General features: G+C 64.7%; 21 protein-coding genes and 2 pseudogenes. 13 read left to right on the forward strand and 10 right to left on the reverse strand.

What is annotated here, in order from left to right; translation table 11 throughout:
• Window positions 1-272: 272 nt before the first annotated feature.
• Both GV035_RS07305 and GV035_RS07310 read left to right on the forward strand, forming a co-directional pair.
• A complete protein-coding gene (locus tag GV035_RS07305) occupies window positions 273-815 on the forward strand; it encodes an RNA polymerase sigma factor (RefSeq protein ID WP_159834293.1) in 543 nt (180 codons plus the stop codon).
• Window positions 812-1,696 carry an anti-sigma factor family protein gene (locus tag GV035_RS07310; RefSeq protein WP_236572477.1) on the forward strand — a complete coding sequence of 295 codons (885 nt, stop codon included), beginning with the start codon at window positions 812-814 and terminating at the stop codon, window positions 1,694-1,696. The genes GV035_RS07305 and GV035_RS07310 overlap by 4 nt, the downstream gene beginning before the upstream one ends.
• Before the next feature lie 22 nt (window positions 1,697-1,718).
• Here the strand turns inward: GV035_RS07310 and GV035_RS07315 are convergent, their stop codons facing one another.
• From GV035_RS07315 to GV035_RS07330, 4 genes are all read right to left on the reverse strand, one after another.
• Window positions 1,719-2,321 carry an ankyrin repeat domain-containing protein gene (locus GV035_RS07315; RefSeq protein ID WP_236572478.1) on the reverse strand — a complete coding sequence of 201 codons (603 nt, stop codon included), beginning with the start codon at window positions 2,319-2,321 and terminating at the stop codon, window positions 1,719-1,721.
• A gap of 50 nt (window positions 2,322-2,371) precedes the next feature.
• Window positions 2,372-2,974 carry a c-type cytochrome gene (locus tag GV035_RS07320; protein ID WP_159835020.1) on the reverse strand — a complete coding sequence of 201 codons (603 nt, stop codon included), beginning with the start codon at window positions 2,972-2,974 and terminating at the stop codon, window positions 2,372-2,374.
• A gap of 2 nt (window positions 2,975-2,976) precedes the next feature.
• Window positions 2,977-4,680: a pyrroloquinoline quinone-dependent dehydrogenase gene (locus tag GV035_RS07325; protein WP_159835021.1), complete on the reverse strand. Its 1,704-nt coding sequence runs from the start codon at window positions 4,678-4,680 to the stop codon at window positions 2,977-2,979.
• 224 nt (window positions 4,681-4,904) lie between these two features.
• On the reverse strand, window positions 4,905-5,225 hold the full coding sequence (locus tag GV035_RS07330) for a hypothetical protein (RefSeq protein ID WP_159834295.1): 321 nt from the start codon (window positions 5,223-5,225) through the stop codon (window positions 4,905-4,907).
• 1,087 nt (window positions 5,226-6,312) lie between these two features.
• Here GV035_RS07330 and GV035_RS07335 point away from each other — a divergent pair.
• The 6 genes and pseudogenes from GV035_RS07335 to GV035_RS29060 all read left to right on the forward strand — a co-directional run bounded on the left by GV035_RS07335 (window position 6,313) and on the right by GV035_RS29060 (window position 11,915).
• Window positions 6,313-8,112: a thiamine pyrophosphate-requiring protein gene (locus GV035_RS07335; protein WP_159834296.1), complete on the forward strand. Its 1,800-nt coding sequence runs from the start codon at window positions 6,313-6,315 to the stop codon at window positions 8,110-8,112.
• A 13-nt stretch (window positions 8,113-8,125) separates the two neighbouring features.
• Window positions 8,126-8,695: pseudogene (locus GV035_RS07340) on the forward strand (enolase C-terminal domain-like protein); the annotation flags it as partial.
• A gap of 76 nt (window positions 8,696-8,771) precedes the next feature.
• The gene (locus tag GV035_RS07345) at window positions 8,772-9,281 is read left to right on the forward strand and encodes an Hpt domain-containing protein (protein ID WP_236572479.1); all 510 of its coding nucleotides are present in this window, start codon (window positions 8,772-8,774) and stop codon (window positions 9,279-9,281) included.
• Window positions 9,282-9,392: 111 nt separating this feature from the next.
• The gene (locus GV035_RS07350; protein WP_236572480.1) at window positions 9,393-9,920 is read left to right on the forward strand and encodes a hypothetical protein; all 528 of its coding nucleotides are present in this window, start codon (window positions 9,393-9,395) and stop codon (window positions 9,918-9,920) included.
• Between the two features lie 290 nt (window positions 9,921-10,210).
• Complete coding sequence (locus GV035_RS07355; protein ID WP_159834298.1) at window positions 10,211-10,459, forward strand: hypothetical protein; 249 nt, start codon at window positions 10,211-10,213, stop codon at window positions 10,457-10,459.
• 244 nt (window positions 10,460-10,703) lie between these two features.
• The gene (locus GV035_RS29060) at window positions 10,704-11,915 is read left to right on the forward strand and encodes a L,D-transpeptidase (protein WP_201303928.1); all 1,212 of its coding nucleotides are present in this window, start codon (window positions 10,704-10,706) and stop codon (window positions 11,913-11,915) included.
• Window positions 11,916-11,942: 27 nt separating this feature from the next.
• On the opposite strand, the gene GV035_RS07370 is transcribed toward GV035_RS29060, so the two are convergent.
• Window positions 11,943-12,824 carry a DMT family transporter gene (locus GV035_RS07370; protein WP_159834300.1) on the reverse strand — a complete coding sequence of 294 codons (882 nt, stop codon included), beginning with the start codon at window positions 12,822-12,824 and terminating at the stop codon, window positions 11,943-11,945.
• Between the two features lie 264 nt (window positions 12,825-13,088).
• On the opposite strand from GV035_RS07370, the gene GV035_RS07375 reads away from it, so the two are divergent.
• The 4 genes and pseudogenes from GV035_RS07375 (at window position 13,089) to GV035_RS07390 (ending at window position 16,938) form a co-directional block, all read left to right on the forward strand.
• The gene (locus GV035_RS07375; RefSeq protein WP_159834301.1) at window positions 13,089-13,238 is read left to right on the forward strand and encodes a hypothetical protein; all 150 of its coding nucleotides are present in this window, start codon (window positions 13,089-13,091) and stop codon (window positions 13,236-13,238) included.
• A pseudogene (locus GV035_RS07380) lies at window positions 13,239-13,459 on the forward strand (2-aminoethylphosphonate ABC transporter substrate-binding protein); the annotation flags it as partial.
• Window positions 13,460-13,543: 84 nt separating this feature from the next.
• Window positions 13,544-14,236, forward strand: coding sequence for an ABC transporter permease subunit (locus GV035_RS07385; protein ID WP_442859530.1), 693 nt, complete (start codon window positions 13,544-13,546; stop codon window positions 14,234-14,236).
• Window positions 14,237-14,484: 248 nt separating this feature from the next.
• The gene (locus GV035_RS07390) at window positions 14,485-16,938 is read left to right on the forward strand and encodes a glycogen/starch/alpha-glucan phosphorylase (protein WP_159834302.1); all 2,454 of its coding nucleotides are present in this window, start codon (window positions 14,485-14,487) and stop codon (window positions 16,936-16,938) included.
• A gap of 45 nt (window positions 16,939-16,983) precedes the next feature.
• Here GV035_RS07390 and GV035_RS07395 read toward each other — a convergent pair whose 3' ends face one another.
• On the reverse strand, window positions 16,984-17,376 hold the full coding sequence (locus GV035_RS07395; protein ID WP_159834303.1) for a DUF6232 family protein: 393 nt from the start codon (window positions 17,374-17,376) through the stop codon (window positions 16,984-16,986).
• A gap of 416 nt (window positions 17,377-17,792) precedes the next feature.
• Between GV035_RS07395 and GV035_RS07400 the strand changes: the two genes are divergently transcribed.
• The gene (locus GV035_RS07400; RefSeq protein WP_236572561.1) at window positions 17,793-18,257 is read left to right on the forward strand and encodes a glycine zipper family protein; all 465 of its coding nucleotides are present in this window, start codon (window positions 17,793-17,795) and stop codon (window positions 18,255-18,257) included.
• Window positions 18,258-18,478: 221 nt separating this feature from the next.
• Here GV035_RS07400 and GV035_RS07405 read toward each other — a convergent pair whose 3' ends face one another.
• The 4 genes from GV035_RS07405 to GV035_RS07420 are packed head-to-tail and all read right to left on the reverse strand — an operon-like array spanning window position 18,479 to window position 23,446.
• Window positions 18,479-19,063, reverse strand: a complete 585-nt coding sequence (locus tag GV035_RS07405) for a PqiC family protein (protein WP_159834305.1) — start codon at window positions 19,061-19,063, stop codon at window positions 18,479-18,481.
• Complete coding sequence (locus GV035_RS07410; RefSeq protein ID WP_159834306.1) at window positions 19,063-20,664, reverse strand: PqiB family protein; 1,602 nt, start codon at window positions 20,662-20,664, stop codon at window positions 19,063-19,065. Before GV035_RS07410 ends, GV035_RS07405 begins: the two co-directional genes overlap by 1 nt.
• Complete coding sequence (locus tag GV035_RS07415) at window positions 20,661-21,956, reverse strand: paraquat-inducible protein A (protein ID WP_159834307.1); 1,296 nt, start codon at window positions 21,954-21,956, stop codon at window positions 20,661-20,663. The genes GV035_RS07410 and GV035_RS07415 overlap by 4 nt, the downstream gene beginning before the upstream one ends.
• Entirely contained in the window at window positions 21,953-23,446 is a 1,494-nt protein-coding gene (locus GV035_RS07420; RefSeq protein WP_159834308.1) for an efflux transporter outer membrane subunit, read from the reverse strand. Before GV035_RS07420 ends, GV035_RS07415 begins: the two co-directional genes overlap by 4 nt.

Consider the following 23,446-nt stretch of genomic DNA (forward strand, 5'->3'; position numbering starts at 1 on the left):
ATCGTTGCGCGACAGACTATGCTAGGAAAACGTGCGCGTGCGACACACGCGTTTCGCATGACCGTTCTGTCCGCTTGCCGGGCCTGGTCGAGGAGGGTCGCCATGATCTGTCTCCTATTCGTTCTTTCGAGTGCGCTTCGTTGCGCGAGCAGTGACCCGAAAACAGCCGGACTCGACGGCTTATTCCGCACAAAAAATCGAAAAAAGCGCGGAATAAGCCGGCCGCTCGGGTGTTATCAATCATGAGCGCGCCGATACCAGGAGCTGCCCCGATGAACGACGACGACTTGCCCGCCGTCCTGCCGACACTGCTGCCACGGCTCTGGCGCTTCGCGCTGCGGCTGACGCAGAACCAGCACGACGCCGAAGATCTCGTCCAGCGCGCGTGCGTGCGGGCACTGGAGCGGCGCAATCAGTTGCAGCCGGGCACGTCGACGCTGAGCTGGCTTTTTTCGATCGTCCATTCGACGTGGATGAACGAACTGCGCTCTCGCTCCATCCGCAGCCGAGGCAGCATGGACTGGCAGGACGAAGAAATCGAGTCGCTTGCCGATCCCGGCGGGCGTAACCCGGAAGTCGATCTGATGCATCGGCAGGTATTCAACGCCGTCGAAGCCTTGCCGGAAGCGCAGCGCGTCGTGATGGTGCTGGTGGCGATCGAAGGCTTGAGTTATCGCGAGGCCGCCGACGTGCTGGATGTCCCGATCGGCACGGTCATGAGCCGGCTCTCGCGCGCACGGCTCACGATCGGGCAGCAGTTCGGCGTGCAGGCTCCGGCATCGGCGCAGAAAGGACAAAAGGGAGAATCCTTATGATGAATGTCGACGACACACTGCTGATGGCCTATGTCGACGGGGAACTGGCGCCCGAGCAACGCGCGGAAGTGGAAGCGGCTATCGCGCATTCCGACGATCTCGCAGGCCGGGTGGCTGCGCTTCAGGCGTCGGTGCTTCCGTATCGCGCGGCCTATGAACGCCGTCCGGTGCCGCCGGTGCCGGAGAGCCTCACGCGGCGCATCGACGAACTCGTCAGCGTGACGACCGCGCAAAAGCGCCGCCCCGCGCGGGCGAGCGGCCGTTTTCCGATGCAATGGGCAGCCGCCGCGTTCGTCGCGGGCGCGATCTGCTCGGGCGTGCTGACGGGTTATCTCGGCGGCATGAACCCGCTCAAGCCGGGCGTCGATCCGTGGGTGCGCAGCGTCGCGGACTATCAGGTGCTGTATGGGCGCGATACCGTTGCGAACATTCGCGAAGACAAGGTCAGCACGGAGCAGGTTCTCTCCGACATCCATCAGCGCGATGGCATGCCGGTCAATGTGCCGGACTTGCGGCAGGCGGGCCTGAAGTTCAAGCGCGTGCAGCGGCTGAATTATCACGACCGCCCGCTCATTCAGATGGTCTATCTGCCTGAACGCGGCGATCCTGTCGCGCTTTGCGTGATCGAAGATGCGAAAGGCGATGCGCCGGTGAGCACGCAGCAGGTCGGCGAAATGAAGACCGTGACGTGGCGCGCGAACCGGCTCGCGTATGTGCTGCTCGCGAGGGACACGTCGCTCGATTTGCAGAAGCTCGGGCAAGGCATCGCGAGCGGCAAGGTGGCGGAGTTGTACGGTCAGTCTGCGGAGGAAGCGCCGCGTGCGAGCCGCGCGGCGCCGTGCAACGATGCTGCGCAGAGCTGTCGCGGCACGACCACATGATGCACACGGCGCATGGCGCGTTCTATTGCGCCCTGAGCAACGCCGACACATGCACCGAATGCGTCTCTTCTGCGATATCCAGCGCGTTCTTGCCGCGATCGTCCCGCAGATCGCGATTCGCGCCGCGCGCCAAAAGCATCGACGCGGTCTGCGCCTGATCGTAGCCCGCGGCCCACATGAGCGCCGTCAGATGGTTGTGATAGGCGGCGTTCACATCGACACCCGAATCGAGCAGACGTTGCACGATGGCCGTCTGCCCGCGTCCCGCCGCGTATTCCATCGCCGTCTTGCCGACGCGATCCGTCGCCGCCGTATCGGCATGATGCGCGATGAGAAGCGCCGCGATTTCATCGTTGCCGTCGAAGGCGACGGCCATCATCGGCGTGATGCCTTGCACGTCCGCCTGGCTCACGTTCGCGCCGCGCTCGATCAACATGCGCGCAAGCGGCGTCATTCCGCGCTTGCACGCGCTGATGAGCGGTGTATCGCCGATGCGGTTGCGTGAATCGATGCTCGCGCCCTGATCGAGCGTCTGCGCGACGGCACGCGCATCGCCGTTGCGCATCGCAATGAGCAGACGTTCGTTGAGCGCGTAGGCGTCGTCATCGGCGTGAGCGGACGGCATGAACGCGAGCGCCGCGCACGCCAAAAGAAAGGCTCTTGTCGGTCGCATCATCATTGCAGATTGGCGATGTAATTCGCGAGGTTCTCGATATCCGCGTCGCTCAGGTTCTTTGTCACGCTCGTCATGTTGCCCGCATCGTTCGTGCGTTTTCTCGCGCGGAAATCCTGCAACTGCTTCACGATATACGCATACTGCTGACCAGCCACGCGCGGTATCTCGTTCTGCCCTTTGAAGCCGCCGAGATGACACATGGTGCAGAGCACTTCGTCGGACTTCTTCTTGCCTGCTTCCACTTTCACCGGGTCAGCCTTGAAGTCGGTCGGCGTGAGCGTCTGCGCGGAGAAGTAATCGGCAAGATCGTGCATGTCTTCCGACGATAGATTCGCGGCCATCGGCGACATGCGCGGGTCGCTGCGCCGGCCCGCCTTGAAGTCACGCAATTCGAGGAAGAGGTAGCGCGACGACTGTCCCGCGAGCGATGGATAGTCGCCGCTCGTCGAATTGCCGTTTTGACCATGACACGCCGCGCACACGGCGGCTTTCGCCGCGCCCGCCTGTGCATCGGCATGCGCGAGACAAGGCAGCGAAAACGCCACGCACGCGACGATCGCGGCCGTCATGCGTATCCGCAGAAGCATCATCATCTTGAACATGCTCAAGGCAACGCGAACACGAGCAGACTGTTGCCGCGCTTGAAGTCGAGCTGCGTGTTGCCGCCTGCCGCGACCGCGATGTACTGCTTGCCGTTCACCATGTACGACACTGCCGGCGCGTTCACGCCTGCGCCGCACTGAAACTCCCACAGCTTGCGGCCAGTCGAGGCATCGAACGCGCGGAAGAGACCGTTGCCCTCGCCATTGAAGACGAGTCCGCCCGCCGTTGCGAGCACGCCGCCGATCAATGGCTGATCCGTTTTATATCCCCACGCGATCTTCCCTGTATCGACATTCACCGCCACGAGCCTGCCCCACTGCTGCTCGCCCGGAATGGTCTTGAACGCGCCGCCGAGCCACAGCTTGCCGCCGGGATACGCTGCGTCTTCGACCTGATACGTCATCGGCTGATGCAGGTTGGCCGCATACGCCATGCGCGTTTGCGGATTGAACGCCATGGGCGACCATTCGACACCGCCGTTCGCGCCGGGCAACATGCGCGCACCCGTCGGCGTCGGCAGCGTCCATACGCCCTCTTGCGGAATCATCGCTTCTGAGATGCGGATGATGTGCCCGTCGCGACGATCATGCACGTACACGAAGCCCGTCTTGCCGCCGTGAATGATGGCGGGAATCATCTGCCCGTTCTTGTCCTTCACGTCGATGAGAATGGGCGGGCTGACGGCATCCAGGTCCCACACGTCATGCGCGATGTACTGATAGTGCCACTTGTATTTGCCCGTATCGAGATCGATGGCGACGAGCGAATCGGTATAGAGATTGTCGCCGGGACGAATCGCGCCATAGAGGTCCGGCGAGGGATTGCCCACGACGAAATACACGGTGTGCGTCGCGCGGTCCACCGCGGGCGCCATCCACACGCCGCCGCCGAGCGTCTTCTCGAAGTCACGGCCTTTGTCCGCGAGCGTCTTCTTCTCCGCCGCGATATCGCGCTTCATGTTGCGGCCCACGGCGTCGCTTTCCGCCCAGACGCCTTCGCTGCCGGAATCGGGAATCGTGTAGAAGGTCCACAGCAGTTGGCCGGAATTTGCGTCGAAGGCTTTGACGAAGCCGCGAATGCCGTACTCACCGCCGTTCGTGCCGATCAGCACCTTGCCATCGACGACGACGGGCGCCATCGTTTCCGAATAGCCGTCCTCCGGGTCCGCGATCTGCGATGACCACACGACGTTGCCCGTCTTCGCATCGAGCGCGACGAGCTTGGCGTCGAGCGTGCCCATGTAGAGCCGGTCGCCCGATATCGCGACACCGCGATTATTTGGCCCGCAGCAGAAGGTCGTCACCGGCCCCATCTTGTGCTTGTAATGCCAGAATTCTTTGCCCGTGACGGCGTCGATGGCATAGACGTGGTTATAGGAGGTCGTCAGGAACATGACGCCATTGGACACGATCGGCGCGGTTTCCATCGACTCCATGACGGCTGTCTGGAAGATGAACGCGGGCCTGAGCTTCGCCACGTTGGACCGATTGATCTGACTGGCCGGCGCATAGCGTGTTTCGGAATACGACCCGTTCGAATGCAGCCACGACGCGCTGTCGTTCGCGGCGGCATCGAGTTGCGTCTGCGATACGGGTCGCAAGGCAGCGGGAATGGGCGCAGATTCAGTCGTGTTGGCGTTCTGTATCTCGTCGGCGGCACGCGCCGGAGGCACGGTGAGTGTCCCGCAGCCGATGACCACTGCCATCGAACCAAGCACAACGCGGGAATAGCCTTTCATGACGTCTCCCTATTCGTTTTCGTTCTTCGCGTGTGGGTCGCGTGCGAAATACGTCGTGAACGCCCGAAACCCGGAGAAAGCATAGGCAATTTAACGAGCTACTTCCAGAACGCGATGAAGCGGTTTTTGGTTCAAGCGAATGCCGCGCTTTCGGCTACGCGTTCAAGGCGGTAGATCACTGCAAAGACTTCCTAGTCGGTTCCGGCCTTGGCCTTTCCGCTGGCGCTGCCTTGACTGGTGCCGGGCGTGACGGGCTGTCTGCCGCCCGACGAGCCTTGTGCAGCAGGCCGTGCGCTACCCGATGAAGTGTCGGCGTTGCCGCCCGGCGTGGCCGGCTGCATGCCTCCCGCCGATCCCTGTCCGCTGACGCGACCGCTCGCTTTACCCGTATCCACAGAGGTATTGGCGCCCGGCGCCGAAGACGACGCGTCGCCGGTTCCTGCCGCGTGCGCGAGCCCGAATAGACCGAGCGCGAGCGTGCATAGGCACGCCTTTACCAAGAGCGGTTTCATTGCAGTCTCCCAGCGTGAGTCGGGGCACGCTTTCATTGGCCGAGGCCGTCGATGAGTCGGGTCAAGTATGCATCATTGGCAGCGATGCGAGCTTGGTGTTTCCCCGACTCTTGCAGTCGTCGGCACGGCGTTGCGGCCGTCTATGATCACGCGTCTGAAGAAAACGATGCGCGGTCTTTCTTTTCTCGACAACCGGTGCATACGTAAAGAGCGTCACGTCGTACACTAATCGAATACTCCATACGAAGAGGACATCATGAGTAAAGCACAGGACGCCAAGAAGGCCCAGAAGAAAGCGGCTACCAAAACGCCCAAAGAGAAGAAAGAAGCGAAAAAGCTCAAGAAGGAGGCGTCGAAGCGGCAGTGACGATGTTGTGGGTGCCAGCGGCGTGCGCAGCGACGCTGGTCTACTTTCGCGGCAACGCGACTCCGCATTTCTGAACGACCGTTTCTTAATGTCTGGCGCTGCCCGCTCGGGCTGCGCGAGGGACAGCCATCGCCGCTTTTCGACAGCACGCCTCGCGCTTGAAGTTCGCCTCCTCCGATCGACGCGTCGATTCATGCTTGATCTCGACGCCACGCTCGATACCTAAGACGCACACCTCGGCGGTACGTCATGCACTGACACCCGCTCTGCCTGCCTTAGCCAACCATCAACTTGATGCAACGCTCTGCCCGCCGCGAGAAGCCCCTTGCGCGCTGGCCCGCCTGCTTCTTTGAATCAAAGCATTCACAACTCTTTCATCAACCTTTTGGACCTCTCGGCACAACGGCCCCGCGCCCAATATGTCACGATGTGCCAAATTTTCAACGTTTTGAAAAAGCGCACAACGGCGCGCTTTAACGTTGGCCATCCCCTTCGCGTCATAGACGGAATGACCCGTTCTCATACGCGTCTGACACGCCGCATTGACAGCCGCGTGCGCCTCGCAACCTCGACAAGAGCCAAATAAACCCGCCTTTCAAATGCCTCGCGCCCGACGGCACGTTCGTTGCGTCCTCCTCGACACCAACCCTGTCACTGCGATTTCGCACCGACGAGCTCGGCCAAACGTGACACCGACTGCATCTCTACCCGGAGAATCAAATGACGAGCCCGACGGTGGGTGACTTCCTTGTCGACCGCCTTTACGCCTGGGGCGTGCGCCGAATCTATGGCTATCCCGGCGATGGCATCAACGGTGTGTTCGGCGCGCTCAATCGCGCGAACGGAAAGATCGAATTCATTCAGACGCGTCACGAGGAGATGGCCGCCTTCATGGCCTCCGCGCACGCGAAGTTCACCGGCGAACTGGGCGTGTGCATCGCCACGTCGGGACCGGGCGCGGCGCACTTGCTCACCGGTCTCTACGATGCCCGCATGGATCACATGCCGGTGCTCGCGATCACCGGGCAGCAGGCGCGCGCTTCGCTCGGCGGCCACTATCAACAGGAACTCGACCTCTGTTCGATGTTCAAGGACGTTGCAGGCGCTTTCGTGCAGCAGGCGAGCGTGCCTTCGCAGATTCGTCATCTGGTCGATCGCGCGATCCGCACGGCGCTCGGCGAACGCAAGGTGGCCGCCCTTGTGCTGCCCAATGATTTGCAGGACTTGAAGTACGAGGCGCCGCCGCGCAAACATGGCACAGTGCATTCGGGCGTCGGATACCGCGCGCCGAAGACGGTGCCCTATTCCGACGATCTGCAACGCGCCGCCGATGTCCTCAACGCGGGCAAGAAAGTCGCGATACTCGTCGGCGCGGGCGCGCTGCAAGCCACCGACGAAGTGATCGCTGTCGCGGAAAAACTCGGCGCGGGCGTCGCGAAGGCCCTGCTCGGCAAAGCCGCGCTGCCCGACGATCTGCCTTACGTGACCGGCTCCATCGGTCTGCTCGGCACGGAGCCGAGCTACAAGATGATGATGGAATGCGACACGCTGCTCATGATCGGCTCGGGCTTTCCGTACTCCGAGTTCCTGCCGAAGGAAGGCGCGGCGCGCGGCGTGCAGATCGACATCAAGCCGGACATGCTCTCCATCCGCTATCCGATGGAAGTCAATCTCGTCGGCGATAGCGCCGAAACGCTGCGTGCGCTTCTGCCCTTGCTGCAACAGAACGCCGATCGCGGCTGGCGCGAAGATATCGAAGGCTGGATGGCCGACTGGTGGAAGAAGCTCGAAAAGCGTGCGCTGGAGCCCGCAACCAAGGGCGTGAATCCGCAACGCACGGTGTGGGAACTGTCGCCGCGCGTGCCGGCCAACGCCATCGTGACAAGTGATTCGGGCTCCTGTGCAAATTGGTACGCACGCGACTTGAAGGTCAAGCGCGGCATGATGTGCTCGCTTTCCGGTGGCCTCGCTTCGATGGGCGCCGCGGTTCCGTATGCGATCGCTGCGAAATTCGCGCATCCGGAGCGGCCCGTGATCGCGCTCGTCGGCGATGGCGCCATGCAGATGAACAACATGGCCGAACTCATCACGGTCGCGAAGTACTGGAAAAAGTGGTCCGATCCGCGCTGGATCTGCATGGTGCTGAACAACGAAGACCTGAACCAGGTCACGTGGGAACAGCGCGTGATGAACGGCGACCCGAAGTTCGAAGCATCGCAGGATATTCCGTCGGTGCCGTATCACCGCTTCGCGGAGTTGATCGGCTTGCGCGGCTTATATGTTGACGACGCCGAGCGCATGGCGGCCGTATGGGACGAAGCGTTGGCATCGGACCGGCCTGTCGTGATCGAGGTGAAGGCGGACCCGAACGTGCCGCCGCTGCCGCCGCACATCACGCTGCATCAGGCGAAGGCTTTCGCGACGACGCTTTTCGAAGGCGATCCGAACGAGCGCAGCATCATCGTCGATACGGCGAAGCAGGTGCTGGGCGCCGTGCTTCCGGGGCATAAGGACGAGTAGACGGGGCCGCGCCATGCATCTCACGAAACGCGAAGCGCCGATCGAAGCCGTTCGAGCACGCGCCTACACCATCCCGACCGATCGCCCTGAAGCCGACGGCACGTATGCGTGGAAGTCGACTACGCTCGTCGTCGCCGAGGTCAGCGCCGCGGGCAAGACGGGCATCGGCTACACGTATAACGATGCGAGCGCCGCGCAGCTCGTCGAGGCGACGCTCGCGCCCACGCTCATCGGCGAGGACGCGTGGAACGTCGACGCGCTCTGGCTGCGCATGCAGCAGCGCGTGCGTAACATCGGCCGTTCGGGGCTCGCCGCCACCGCGATTTCCGCGCTGGATTGCGCGTTGTGGGACGTGAAGGCGCGCCTGCTCGACATGCCGCTGGCGCGTTTGCTGGGCGCGATGCGCAGCCACGTTCCGCTATACGGCAGCGGCGGCTTCACAACGTACACCGATGACGAAATCCGCGCGCAACTCGGCGGCTGGGTGCATGAAGACGGATGCCGCTGGGTGAAGATCAAGATCGGCACGGAGCCTTCACGCGATCCGCATCGCGTGGCGGTCGCCCGTGAAGCAATCGGCGATGCAGGATGCGTTGGGGGGTGGGCGGGGGGGGGCGGGTGGGGTGTGCGCGGAGGCGGTTGGAGGAGGGACGGCGGAATTGCCGGGACGTTCTGCGCGGAGTGACGACGGCGCGGGAGTCGTTGAAGCGGCACATGTTGCAGACGTCGAGCAAGCCGGAAACGGCGCGGAACATGCGCGGGCGGAGCAAGCCGGGCAATCGGGGAGCGTCGAAGATTCCGCCGATCGCACCCCCGCCTTCGATCCCGCGACGCTGCTCACATTCGGAGATCAGGCGACGACGCTCATCGAAACGCTGAAGTCCGCCAACGCGCACGATCTCGAAGAGGCGCATGCCGCGATGGACGCCTGCGATCACGATCGCCTGCGCGAGATCGCGCACCGGATGAAGGGCGCGGCGGCGGTCATCGGCGCGGCGCGGTTTACCGAGACGTGCGTCGCACTTCAGCGCGACTGCCAGCGCGCCATCGACGAAGACCGCAATGGCGAGGACGATGCATCCATCGCCGCATCGTTCGCCGCCTTCGAGCATGCTGCCGTGACGCTGGATGCCGCGCTGGACACCGCCGTCGCGCGGCCCGCCGTGTGACGGATGCGCTTCGCGCGCCGCTCGGCGATCGTGTGGTCTAATTGAACCTCCGTTTATCTCAAAAATAGGCGGCCACGCGTTGGCCGCGCGATCAGCTTGCGCCAACGAGGCATGAATCGAAGGGACACACACGCAATCCATGGTCGTTCGCGCCGCCTTGTACGCGCGGTGCTGCGCGTGCTGTTCGCGCTCATCGGAATGGCCGCGATGCTCGCCGCCGACGCCGCCCGCGCGCAGCAACCAGACTGGCTCGATCCGCACGTCACGCAGGCCACCATCGTCGATACGATTTGCGTGCCGGGCTATGTCGATCGCGTGTTGCCGTCCTTCCAGACGCAGATGCGCCAGAAGGAGCGCCTCCTGAAGCAGCGGAGCATCGACGCCTCGTTCGCGTCGGAGTACGCGCTGGATCACCGCATGCCGGTGCTGCTCGGCGGCTCGCCGAATGCGCCCGCGAACCTCGATGTGCGCCGCTGGGAAGGGCGCAACGGACAGCGCCGCAAGGAGCGGCTGGCGGTGTATCTCAAGCGTTGCGTCTGCACCGGCGACATGACGCTCAGGGCCGCGCAGTCGGCCATGGCGGGCGACTGGCCGAATCTTTATCCGAATTTGTCGAGTATGTCGTGTCAGGGGTACTGAGCGTGATGCTGGTCGGGCGGTGCAGCTTCCATCGATGTAATGCGGCGGCGTGGTGTAGGTAAGCGAGGTCCTTGGTCGCGTCGGGGACGGTGGAGCGCGGGTTGCAGATTGGGGCCGCACGGGTCTGATCGCAGACCGTAGACCGCAGCGGATTGCACGCTGCGGACCGCAATAGGGGACGCAAAAGGCAGCACGCAAACCGCAAAACGCAGAACGCAGAACGCAGAACGCAGTACGCGAAACGGCAAATGCAAAACTGCGAATGCAGAACGCCGAATGCAGAACGCCGAATGCAGAACGCCGAATGCAAACGCCGAATGCAGAACGCCGAATGCAAAACGCCGAATGCAAAACGCCGAATGCAAAACGCCGAATGCAAACGCCGTATGCAAACGCCGAATGCAGAACGCCGAATGCAAAACGCCGACGGGCCGCGCGGCATGCTGCCAACCGGGAACGCGGAACCGAAGCGCGAACGGCGAACGACGAAGGCCACACGCCGCGAACGAAAACTAAAAGAGGCGAACCGTGGAGCGTGAACGGCAATCCGCGAAGCGTGAATAGCCACCCGCCACCTGAAGTCCGCCGTTTGCATATCGCGACCCTACCGAATCCGAGTCGCAACCCAACCGGAACAAACCTTGCTGCGCCCATCACAAGGAAGCGAACCTCGCAGCGAAGCCGGTGTCATCATAGGCACCGGCTTTTTTTGTCGTTGCGTGCATGACCTGGAGCGGACGGTGCTGTAAGCCGTCCGTAGTTGAAGCTCAAGCGGATCAATCAATGCAGCAGGAAGGCAACAACGAGACGCCGATCGGCGCACGGATCATCGGCATCGCGGCACTTGCCGCAGCCTTGACTTACACGGCGCAGGCATGTGCAGAACCGGCGTCGTCGGCGTCCTCGGGGACGGTGGTGCAAGGGCGCGTCGCGCCTGCGCCCGTGCCGCCGGCGCCGCCTCTCGCGCGCAGCGCCAGCGCGCCGCAGACCGCGAGCGCGCCCGCCCGCGCACTGCCCGCGATGCCGGTGCCGATGACACCGCAACCGGCGTCGGACGCATCGGCGGTATCGGCGGCATCGGCTGCGAGCGAAGCATCCGCCGCATCCGCCGCATCCGCCGCATCCGCTGCCTCCGCAACCGAAGCAGCCTCCGAAGCCGCCGCCCCCGAGATACCGCTGCCGCCCGAACCACCCGAGCCCAACGTCGCGCAACGCACCGGCCTGCCCGCTGCGGGCGCGTACGCCATGCGTCAGACCTTCGCGAAGGAAGTCGACCGGCGGCTCAACGTGCCGCTCGCCGATCAGCAGGCGTATAGCCGCCTGCTCCAGCATGCGCTCGACGATAGCGGCCACGGCGACCTCGCGAACGAGTTCGTCGTGCTCGTCGACCGCAGCGAGAACGTGCAGGCGCTGTTCGTCTACTTCCGCGCCAAACCGGGCGATGCCTGGTCGATGATCGGTGCATCGCCCGTAGCGACCGGACGCCCCGGCACGTACGACCACTTCCTGACGCCGCTCGGCGTGTTCCAGCACGTGCCGGGCAACATGGATTTTCGCGCGGAAGGCACGGAAAACGAATTCAAAATTCGCGGTTACGGTGCGCGCGACATGCGTATCTACGATTTCGGCTGGGCCGATGGCGAACGCGGCTGGGGCAAGGGCGGCGTCTCACCGATGCGCTTCCAGATGCACGCGACCGACCCCGAGAAACTCGAACCGCTTCTCGGTATGCGGCATTCAAAGGGTTGCGTGCGCATTCCATCGACGCTCAACACGTTCTTCGATCACCACGGCATTCTCGATGCGCAGTACGAAGCGCGCGCGGCCGAAGGCGAATCGATGTGGGTGCTGAAGTCCACGCGGCAGACGACGCCGTGGGCGGGGCATTACCTCGTCGTCGTCGATAGCGGGCGCAAGGCGCGGCCCGCGTGGTCGCCGGGGCCGGGCAAGGCGGCGCGCGCGCGCACGCCAGTGGGCGCGAATTCGGTGGACTAGCCGCGAAATAGCCGTGAACTAGCCGCGCTACTTCGACCGCGCGAGCACCACGCCCGCCAGCGCCACGACGAAGCCCGCGATTTGCACCGCGCCGAGCGTCTCGCCGAACGCGACGTAGCTCATCAGCGCGGCGAGCGGCGGCGCGAGGAAGAGGAGAGCCGTCGCGCGGGACGCATCGCCGCGCCGGACCATCCACACGAGCAGCGTCGTCGCGACGCCCGAGAGCATGACGACGCCCCACGCGATGCACGCCCACGTCGTCATCGACGGAATAAAGCGGTGTTCGCCGAGGGACAGGGCGAGCACCGCCGCCACGATCGCCGCGCCCGCGTTTTGCAGCGCGCTCGCACTGCGGATATCGGCGTTGGCAAGCGACGTCTTCTGATACAGCGTGCCCGCGGTGATCGCGAAAACCGAAACCACCGCGACCGTCACCACGAGCCATTGCGGGGCGGCGTTTGCCGAATGCGGGGCGGACGCGCCGCTCCCCGCGAGCTTCGGCGCCAGCACGAGTGCGACGCCAGCAAGACCCACGAGCAAGCCGCTCCACGATCGCGCCGAGAGCCGCTCGCCGAACACGCGCGCCGCGATGGCCGCCGTCAGGAGCGGCTGAAGCGCGCCCAGGAGCGCCATCACGCCAACGCCGAGACCTTGCGCCACCGCCCAGTAGCCCGCGCCGAGATAGACGCCTTGCAGCAGCGCGCCCGCGAAGAGATGCCGCGCGGCATCGCGTGCATTCGGCCAGCGCACTCGCGCGGCAAGCGCCAGTACGACGAACAGCAGCGCCGTGCCGCAGAAGCGCGCGAGCAGATACAGATTCGGATCGACGTAAGGCGTGATCGCCCGCGCGACGATGAAACCCGTCGACCATAGAAACACGAACACCGGCGCGGTGAGCAAGGAGAGCATGAGGGCGTGCCGTTAATCGAGAACGCAGCAGTATCGGCCCGATTGCGCGTGTAGTCTTGTTCAACCGTGCACTTGGGCGCGCGGCGTCCGTTCAATGGAGCGCCGGACGGAACGCGTTTGGCATCGGCATCCGCACGTGTCCCCCGAAGAACACGGAACCCTCGGCGACGCACACATGACTGCGCCGCGCATTCACGCCGATGTCATGGAGTTCTGCGATGCTTCCGGTCTACCGTTCTTCGTCTTCCAGCCACGAGACCGCCCATGACCCGCGATTCATCCTTCGCGCGCCGGCTGCTGCCCGGCGCGCGCGCATCGATTGCATTCGCTGCACTGGCTTCATTCACGGCGACGCCCGCACTGGCCGCCGACGCGGTTGTCCTCTACACCGCCGACGGCCTCGAAAATCTGTAGAAGGCGAAGGTGCCGGACATCTACGGCATCCCGGCGCGCACCGACGTGCCGCTCGCGGGCAAGAACGGCGAAACGGTCAAGCAGGCCATCTCGGGCGTCAAGCTGACTCCGGTGGACTGGAATCAGGTGATGCCGAAGAAGGCCGGCTAAATCGAGCGATGGAAAAAAAGATCATCGGTAATTCGGGCAAGCAGACCGAAGTCGTGAAGCCGAAGTCGTGAGCACGGTCGCACTGTCGCCGGCGGCGCGGGAAGAAAGCGCGCTCGCGTCCACATCCGGCGTACGCGTCGAGCCTGAGCGTGCGCGTGGCGTCGCACTCGTCGGGCACGATCCTTCCTGACGGCTTCAGCGCGCGCTGGTTTTCGCGGCTCGGATCGAGCGAATTCGACGCGCTCACGACGAGCCTCACGACCGGCTTTGCCGTCGCCGTCCTCGGCACCGCGCTCGGCCTGTGGCTTGCGCTCGCGCTGGAAGGACGCGACCGACGCGGGCTCGGCGCGCTCGTCGATGCAGTCGCGATGGCGGGCAGCGGCGTGCCGAGCGTCGTGCTGGGGCTCGCGGTGCTGATCGCGTATCACAAGCGGCCGGTCGATCTGTCCGGGTCGGCGGCGATCGTCATTCTCGTGCAGCTCGCGCTCGTGCTGCCGTTTTGCTACCGATGCGCGGCGGCTGCGTTGCGTCCGGAGTTGACCACGCTGCGCGAAGCCGCCGCGAGTCTCGGCGCGCCGCCGCGCATGGTGCTGGCCCGCGTCGTGCTGCCGCAACTGCTGCCCGCCGTGCGCGTGAGTCTCGCGCTCGGCTTCGCGCTGTCGCTCGGCGAGCTCGGCGCGACGCTCACCGTGTATCCGCCGGGCTTCGCGACCGTGCCTATCGTCGTGGTCGGGCAGGTCAATCGCGGCTACTATTTGCCTGCATCGGCGCTTTCGCTGATTCTGCTGGCCGTTTCGCTCGCCGCGCTCTTCATGATCGCGGGGCGTGCGCCGCGCCGCGCCGCCTGAATCGTCGTCGAATTCAAAATCATTCGGCATCCAAAATAAATATTACCGAATGCTCTCCGCGAAAACCGGCGGGGAACCTTCGCGCGGCTTGTCATACCAAAAAAAATAAAACTGGCGTAACCTGCTTTTTTCGGGCGACCGCGTCCGCGTGCCTCGCGCGCGGAAATCAGTCGGCCACGCGCAATCGGGCCGAACTCGCGGCGCGCTTTGCGGTCGTTGCATAAGTTGCAAAAACACCGGAGGGTTAGATGACATCCGTCGACCTGGAATTCGACCAGCTCAACAGCACCGTCGACGCGCTGCGGCGCTCCATCTCGAACCGCCTGATGTACGGCGTGGGCAAGGACGCGGCGACCGCCCAGCCGCGCGACTGGCTGCACGCGGCGGAACTCGCCGTGCGCGACCGGCTCGTCGCGCGCTGGATGCGCACGACGCGCCAGCAGTATGAGCAGGACGTGAAACGCGTCTATTACCTGTCGATGGAGTTCCTCATCGGCCGGACCTTCACTAACGCGCTGCTCGCGCTCGGCATTCACGACGAAGTGCGCGACGCGCTCGCGAGTCTCGGCGTCGATCTCGCGACGCTGGAGGATCTGGAACCGGACGCCGCGCTCGGCAACGGCGGTCTCGGGCGGCTCGCGGCGTGTTTCCTGGATTCGATGGCGACCGTGGGCGTGCCGGGCTTCGGCTACGGCATCCGCTATGAATACGGCATGTTCCGGCAGACCATCGTCGATGGCAATCAGGTGGAAATGCCCGATTACTGGCTGCGCGCGGGCAATCCGTGGGAGTTTCCGCGCCCCGAAGTGGTGTACACCGTGCATTTCGGCGGACGGACAGTGCAGCACGACGACCGCATCGACTGGATCGACACCGAGCACGTCAATGCGATGGCGTACGACACGGTGATTCCCGGCTTCGCGACGACCGCGACGAACACGCTGCGCCTGTGGTCCGCGCGCGCGACCGACGAATTCGACCTGTCCGCGTTCAATCAGGGCGACTACCGCCGCGCGGTGGAAGCGAAGAACACGTCCGAGCACGTATCGCGTCTCTTGTATCCCGACGATTCGACGCAGGCCGGCCGCGAGTTGCGCTTGCGGCAGGAATACTTCTTCGTGTCCGCGACGATGCAGGATCTGATTCGCCGCTATCAGCGCACGCACACGCATTTCGGCCGGCTCGCGGAAAAGGTCGCGGTGCATCTGAACGATACGCATCCGGTGCTCGCCATTCCCGAATTGATGCGCCTGCTCGTCGATACGCATCGCGTGCCGTGGGACAAGGCGTGGAAGCTCGTGCAGCAGATGTTCTCCTACACGAATCACACCTTGATGCCCGAGGCGCTCGAAACGTGGGACGTGGAGATGCTCGCGCGGCTGTTGCCGCGGCATCTCGAGATCATCTTCGAGATCAACGCGCAGTTCCTGAAACAGGTTACGGAGAAGTTCGGACGCGACGTCGAACTGATTCGCCGCATCTCGCTCGTGGATGAATTCGGTCAGCGCCGCGTGCGCATGGCGCATCTCGCGATTGTCGCGAGCCAGAAGGTGAACGGCGTCTCGAAGCTGCATTCGCAACTGATGGTGCAGAACATCTTCTCCGACTTCGCGCGCATGTATCCGGACCGCTTCACCAACGTGACGAACGGCATCACGCCGCGACGCTGGCTCGCGCAGGCGAGTCCGTCGCTGTCATCGCTGATCGACCAGCGCATCGGACCGCGCTGGCGCACCGATCTCTTCGAACTCGGACGCCTGCGCGAATGGCGCGACGATCCCGAGTTCCGCAAGGCGTTTCACGATGCCAAGTTCGCCAACAAGCTGCGTCTCGTGGAACGCGCGCGGCGCGAAGCCAACGCGATCATCAATCCCGAGGCGCTCTTCGACTTGCAGGTGAAGCGCATCCACGAATACAAGCGGCAATTGCTGAACATTCTCTATGTGATCGTGCGCTACAACCGCATCCGCGAGAATCCGGAACGCGACTGGACGCCGCGCGTGGTGATGTTCGCGGGCAAGGCGGCGTCGGCCTACAAGATGGCGAAGAACATCATCAAGCTCATCAACGAGGTCGCGCGCAAGGTCAATTCGGACCCGCTCGTGGGCGACCGGCTGAAGATCGGCTTCATTCCGAACTATGGCGTGAGCGTCGCGGAGTTGATCATCCCGGCAGCGGACCTGTCGCAGCAGATTTCGATGGCGGGCACCGAAGCGTCGGGCACGGGCAACATGAAACTGGCGCTCAATGGCGCGCTGACCATCGGCACGCTGGACGGTGCGAACATCGAAATATGCGAAGCCGTCGGGCGCGAGAACATCTTCATCTTCGGCAACACGACGGATGAAATCGAATCGCTGCGCGCGGCGGGGTATCGCCCGCGGCTGATCTATGAGGAGAACGCGGAACTGAAGCTCGCGCTCGACCAGATTCGGCTCGGGCACTTTTCGCCGGACGAGCCGCATCGCTTCTACGACATTTTCCACACGCTCGTGGACTGGGGCGATCACTACATGGTGCTCGCCGACTTCGACAGCTTCGACAAGACGCAGACCGAAGTCGATCTCAAGTTCCGCGACAAGGACGCGTGGACGAGAAGCGCCATCGAGAATGTGGCGGGCATGGGCATCTTTTCATCGGACCGCACGATTGCCGAGTACGCGCGGGAGATCTGGCATGTGGAGCCTTTGAGCTTTACCTAACGCTGGCGATGCGCTGGCCGCGCAAGACGTGCGGCCAGCGTTGCGTCATGCCTGCGGCCGTGCGGCGTGTTTCGTGACCGCCTCACCCACGAGCGCCGCCACGCGGTCCGCGAATTCCTCGTCTTTGGTGATCAGCACTTCGCGCTCGCCATCCGAAGTCGTGACCATGAGCTGGTAAATCACGTCCTGCGTGATCCACGACAAATAACCGACCACGACGATCATCACGCCGAGCACGAGCGCCGCGCCCGAGCCGGTCACGATGCCCGCGCCGAGCGCCACCAGCCCGATCAACGCGATAATGACAGGTAGCGGCTTCTTGCGCTCGATCTTCACGACCCGCGCCGCGCGCAAGTCACGCAGCGGAATCATCTGTCCGGAAGCCGAGAGGCCGGCGCGCGAAAGCGTGACGCCGCGTTCGTTGAAGGGTGTATCCATAGGCTGTTCGATTTTAAATTGACGGCGAAGGAACCGGGCAGATTACCAGACGCCCGTCTTGTGCGATGAAGTCTGAAACGACAGCGATTGTAAGTGGGCGCCGGACTTCGGGCTGTTGAAATCTGTATGGTCCATGAGTTTGCTGTGACGCGATGGCGCTCCCGAAGCTTTGCCGCTTCCAATTATTTCGGGCAACGAAACAAAACGGGTAGAATGGCGCGCGCGTTGTTGGCGCTTCATTCATGCCAGATACGCGCAGGCCGTGCTGCACAAACACCGCTGGACTGCATGGCGCGAAGCGCCTTTAATGGTCGTGTGTCCGCGCGGACGCTGCGGATCATCGAAGCGGGGTTCACTGCATCGCCTATGCAGTGATTAAACGTTAATAAACAGGATAAGGAGTCACCATGAATACAATGAGATGGCGTGCGGTGAGTGCCGTCGTGATCGCCGCGCTGGCACAGCAAGTCGCGGCGCAAAGCAAGCCGATCGCCTATCCGTCGAAGGGGCAAAGCGCGCAGCAACAGCAGCAGGACGACGGCGCGTGCTACAGCTGGGCCAAGAGCAACACGGGCATCGATCCCGCGACGGCGTCCACCGCGCCGTCGCCGCAGTCCGGTCCCGCGGTGGGCGGCGGCGAGCGCGTGGGCGGCGCGGCGCGCGGCGCAGCAGGAGGCGCGGTGATCGGCGCCATCACGGGCGATGCGGGCAAGGGCGCGGCCATCGGCGCGGCGGCCGGCACCATGGCAGGCGGCGCGCGAGCCCGGCAGAACAAGCGCGCGCAGCAAGCGAATGCGCAAGCCCAAAGCCAGGGCGCCGTGGACACTTACTACCGGGCGTGGGCCGCGTGCATGCAGGGTCGCGGCTATTCCATCCAGTAACGTCGGCGGGCCATGGGCGGCATTCCACCATTCGTGGCTGCTGTAGGACGCGAAACTTGAGTTCCGCTATGCAATGCTGGCGCTCGCGCCCGGCATCGTGATCTTCGTGAGCGCGCTCAATTCAATGGCGCAGCGCAGGTCGAAGAAGCGGGACGAATCGAAGCGCGGCACGTGAGCGTTGGACGGAAGAGGGCGGCGCTCATGCGTCGCCCTCTGCCGCATCACGGCCCCGCGTTACGTTCGATCGCCGCCGCGATGTCCCGGCTCACGCTCGCGAGCGCGCGGCTATGCGCGGCTACGAGCGCATCGAAGTCCGGTCCCTTCACCGGTTCGCGCACGACCGAGCGGCCGCTCAGCGCCGTATCGCCGCCGAAGCTGCGCACAGCCCAGCGCGCATCGATCGTCACTGTTTCGCCGGGCATCGATTCAAATTGCTGGATATCGACGCGCACGCGCCAGGCGTTCGGGTCCGCCACCGCACGCGACGCGACCGCGACGCGGTCCGAGCCGAGCAGCAGCGTGAGATCGCCCGCGATGGCATCCGCGATGCTGCTTTTGAGCGGCTCGCCCCAGCGCGCATATTCGTTGAGCGCCACTTCGTTAGCCGAATCGCGCGTGACGATCTGCGGACGATCGACGAGATCCGGCACCGTGACCGGACCCACGATCAGCGGCCGGCTCGGTGCGCCGCTCGTGGCCGCGGTCAGCGACGGCTCCGCGCTCAGCCGGTAAAAGCTCGCACGCGGCGAACTGCAACTGGCGCAGACCGCGACCGAGAAAACGACGCACACGAGAGCTGGCCGCATCACTTCTTGTCCTCCGGCTTGCCGCGCAGCAGGGCTTCGGGATGCTGCTGGAGATAGTCGGCGAGACTGCGGAACGACGCCGCGGTGCGCGCCAGTTCGCGCACCGCTTCGGCCGTGTCCTGCTGCAAACCGGAATCGGGCATGAGTGTCGAATGCGCGGCATCGAGCGCGGCGCGGGCGGCGGCGAGCGTCGTCGCCGCTTGCGGAACGATCTGCGTGTTGAGGTTGCTCATCAGCAAACTCGTGTTGTCGAGCGTGTGCTTCGCGCTTGCCGTGAGCTCCTCGATCGGCAGCTTGTCGATGCGCGTCATGATCCGGTTGATCGAATCCTGCAGCGTGGCGAGGCCGCTTGGCGTGGTGGGCAAAAGCGGCGGCGTGTGGCTCCAGTCGATGCTGGCCTTCGGCGCAGTGGGGAAGAAGTCGAGCGCGACGTACAACTGCCCGGTAAGCAGGCTGCCCGTTCGCAACTGCCCGCGCAGTCCGCGAGCGACGAGCAGTTCAGCCAGCGCCCGCGGGTCGCTCACCATCCGGCCGCCCTTCGTGCCGGTCGCGAAACGCGACGTGAATCGTTCCGGGTAGAGCCTGATTTCGACAGGAATGCTGATTTGCCGCGTTTGCGGATTGAAGCTCGTGTAGATGGCCGATACCTCGCCAATGGTGATGCCGCGGAAATCCACCGGCGCGCCGACCGCGAGCCCGCGCACCGAGCCGTGGAAATCGAACGCGTACGTCTCGACGATGCGCTCCTGTATGCGCAGTGCATCGGCGCGGGTCGCGAACAACGAGAACGTCGTGTTCGCGGGCGCTTCCGCCCAGGAGAGCGATGCGGCGGGCGTCTCGAACGCGAGACCGCCGATCAGCAGCGAGACGAGAGACTGCGTGTTGACCTTGAGCCCGTCGGTGCTGAGCGTCAGGTCGACGCCGCTTGCCTGCCAGAAGCGGGAATCCGCGTTCACGTAGTGGTCGTAGGGCGCGTTCACGAACACGTGCAGCGTGACGCCGCTGCCATCCGGATTCAGTTCGAACGACGTCACCTGGCCCACTTGCAGGCGGCGGAAGTAGACGGGCGCGCCGACATCGATGGAGCCGAGATCCGCGGCTTTCAGGATGAACTGCCGTCCCGGCACGTCGTTCGAGAACACGGGCGGCGTTTCGAGGCCGACGAAATCGCGCCGCTCGCGCTGCGTGCGGCCGATGTCCATGCCGATATACGCCCCGGAAAGCAGCGTGCTGATGCCCGAGACCGAGCCGCCCGCCACGCGCGGCCGCACGACCCAGAAGCGCGTGTCGTCGACGAGCATCTTGCCGGCATCGCGCGTCAGTTCCGCCGTCGCGACCACGCGCGAATAGTCGTTCGACAGGACCACCGACTTCACGAGCCCGATTTCCACGTCCTTGAACTTGATCTTGGTCTTTCCCGCCTCGAGCCCCTCGCCGGTCTTGAAGCTGATGGTGACGGTCGGCCCTTGCGCGAGCACGGCCTGCGCCGCGAGCCAGATGCCGACCGCCACCGCGATCGCCGGCACGATCCACACCCACGGAATGCGCCAGCGCCTTCTGGGCACCACCTCGGCGTCGGGCGTGTCGTCGGGCGTGCTCATCGTGGCTCCTTGCGCGGCGTCGCGGTATCCCAGATCAGGCGCGGATCGAATGACATCGCGGCGAGCATGGTGAGCACGACGACCGCGCCGAATGCAATCGACGCAGGCCCGGCCTCGATGGTCGCGACCGCGCTGAACTGCACGAGCGCGACGAGCACCGCGATGACATAGATATCGAGCATCGACCAGCGGCCGACCAGTTCGACGATCCGGTAGATGCGGGCGCGCTGTTCGTTGCGCCGCGTCATGCGCAGGTTGGCGCTCGCGGCGAGATAGCCGATGGCGAGGATCTTGAGCATCGGCACCGCGATGCTCGCAATGAACACGATGATCGCGAGCGGCCACGATCCCGAGTGCCACAGATAGGCGACGCCGCTCAGGATGGTGTCCTTCTGCGCGCCGAAGAGCGAACTGGTGTTCATGACCGGCAGCGTGTTGGCGGGAATGTAGAGGATCGCCGCCGCGCTCAGATACGCCCACGTGCGCGAGAGGCTCGCAGGCTTGCGCAAATGCACGTGGGCGCCGCAGCGCGGACAGCACAGATGCGCGTGCCGGCGCGCCCCGCGCGTGCAGAGGCCGCACTCGTGGCAGACACAGATGCCGTTCACGGCGGCCGTCGCGCCGTGCAGCGGCGTGTCGGGCGGCATGCCGGGCGGCCCGCCTTCGATGCGCGCCCACATGGCTCGTTCGTCGAACGCGGACGATGCCGCGACCAGCAGCAGCATGAGCGCCGCGAGCGACCACAGCGCCGGGCCCGTCACCACCGAGGCGATGTGCGCGAGCTTCACGACCGCGACCAGGAGGCCCAGCATCAGCACTTCGGTCATGCCCCACTCGCGTGCGACGCGCAGCACGCGGAAGACGGCATCCGCGCGCCAGGGCTTGCGGTTCAGATGCAGCGGCAGCAGCAGCCAGACCATGCCGAGCGCCTGTAGCCCGGGCATGAGAAGCGTCGTGATGAAAACGAGCCCGGCGAGCGGCCACATGCCGTCGCGATACAGCACGCGCGCCGCGCCCATCAGCGTGGTCTGCACGAGCGCGCCGCTCACCGACAGGCCCACGATGGGAAACGCGTTCGAGATGACCCACAGCACGCACGCGGTCAGCGCATACGCGAGCGCGCGGTCGAATCCTGTTCTGCGCCGCCGGTAGAGCACGGCGCCGCATCGGCAGCAGGAGAGGGCACCGCCGGGCGGCACCGCCGCTTCCCGCTGCACGAGATCGCATTCGTGACAGGCGATCAGCGGGCGGGCGTCGCCCGGCGCGGCCAGCTCCGATGACAGCGTGCTCATTGCAGCGCCTGCGCGGCTGTCGCGGCCGGTTTCGGCGTCGCGGCGGATTGGTTTTCGCCCGCCGTCTGCGTGGTCATCTTGTCGGCCTCGACGACCCAGCCGCCGCCCATCACCTTGTACAGCGTGACGAAGCACGTGAGCGCGGCCGCCTGCGTCTGCGTCTGCGCGAGTTGCGCGTCGAAGAGGCTGCGCTCGGCATCGAGCACTTCGATGTAGCTGGTATAGCCGCCCTCGTAGCGCGCCCGCGCAAGCCGCGCGTAGGTGGCGAGCGCCGTGACCTGACGGCCTTGCACTTCGAGTTGCGTATGCAGCTTCTCCGAGGCGATGAGCGCGTCGTCGACTTCCTGGAAAGCCACCTGTATCGCCTTCTGATACGACAGCAGCGCAGCGCGCTGTTGCGCTTCGGCCGTCTGCACCTGACCGGTGATGTTGCCCGCGGTGAAGATGGGCTGCGTCACCGCGCCCGCGAACGACCAGACGCGCGCAGGGCCGGTAAAGAGCGACGAGAACTGGCCGCTCGCGGTGCCGAGCAGGCCGGTGATCGAAATCTGCGGGAAGTACAGCGCACGCGCCGCGCCGATGAGCGCGTTCGCCGCGATCAGATCCTGTTCCGCCTGAAGCAGATCGGGCCTTCGCTCCAGCAAGTCCGAAGGCAGGCCCGCCGGAATCACCGGCGTGGCGAGCGAGCCGAGATCGCGGCCGCGCACGATGGACCGCGGGTTGTCGCCGAGCAGGACCGACAGCGCGTCTTCCTGCTGCGCGATCTGCGTTTCGAGCTGCGGGATCGTCGCGAGCGATGCCTCGTATTCGGACTGGCTCTGCGCCAGTTCCAGCTGCGAGACTTCGCCGCCCTCGAAGCGCAAGGTGAAGACGTGGACCGATTCCGCGCGGCTTTCCGTCGTGGCTTTGGCGATGGCAAGCTGCTGATCGAGGCTGCGCAGATTCAGATACGACGACGCCACCGACGCCACGAGCGACAGGATCGTCGCCCGGCGGGCTTCCTCGCTCGACAGCAGGTTCGCGCGCGCCGCCTCCGTCAGCCTGCGGATGCGGCCGAAAAGATCGATCTCCCACGCCGCCGATACCGAAAGCTCGTAGTCGTTATAAACCGCTCCGACGCCCGGCAGCGTCGGCTGTGGTCCCGCCTGTGAAATGCGCTGCCGTCCCGCCGTCGCGCCCGCCGACACTTGCGGAAAGAGCGCCGAGCGCGTCGTGACGAACTGGCCCATGAACTGTTCGACGCGCGCCGCCGCTATCTTCACGTCCTTGTTGTTCGCGAGCGCGGTCGCGATCAGGTCGTCGAGCACGGGGTCCTGGAACTGCTTCCACCATTCGGTGTTCACGGTATCGGCGACTTCGGCTGCGGGGAAGCGGTACGTCGCGGGCGTTGGCACGGGCTCGCGCGAATAGTTCGGCCCGAGCAGGCAGCCGTTCAGCGACACGACGCCAGCGAGAGCCACGAGCGAAAGAAAGAGCCGGGCGCGCCGCAT

The sequence above is a fragment of the Burkholderia sp. 8Y genome, assembly GCF_902506145.1.
Classification (GTDB): domain Bacteria; phylum Pseudomonadota; class Gammaproteobacteria; order Burkholderiales; family Burkholderiaceae; genus Caballeronia.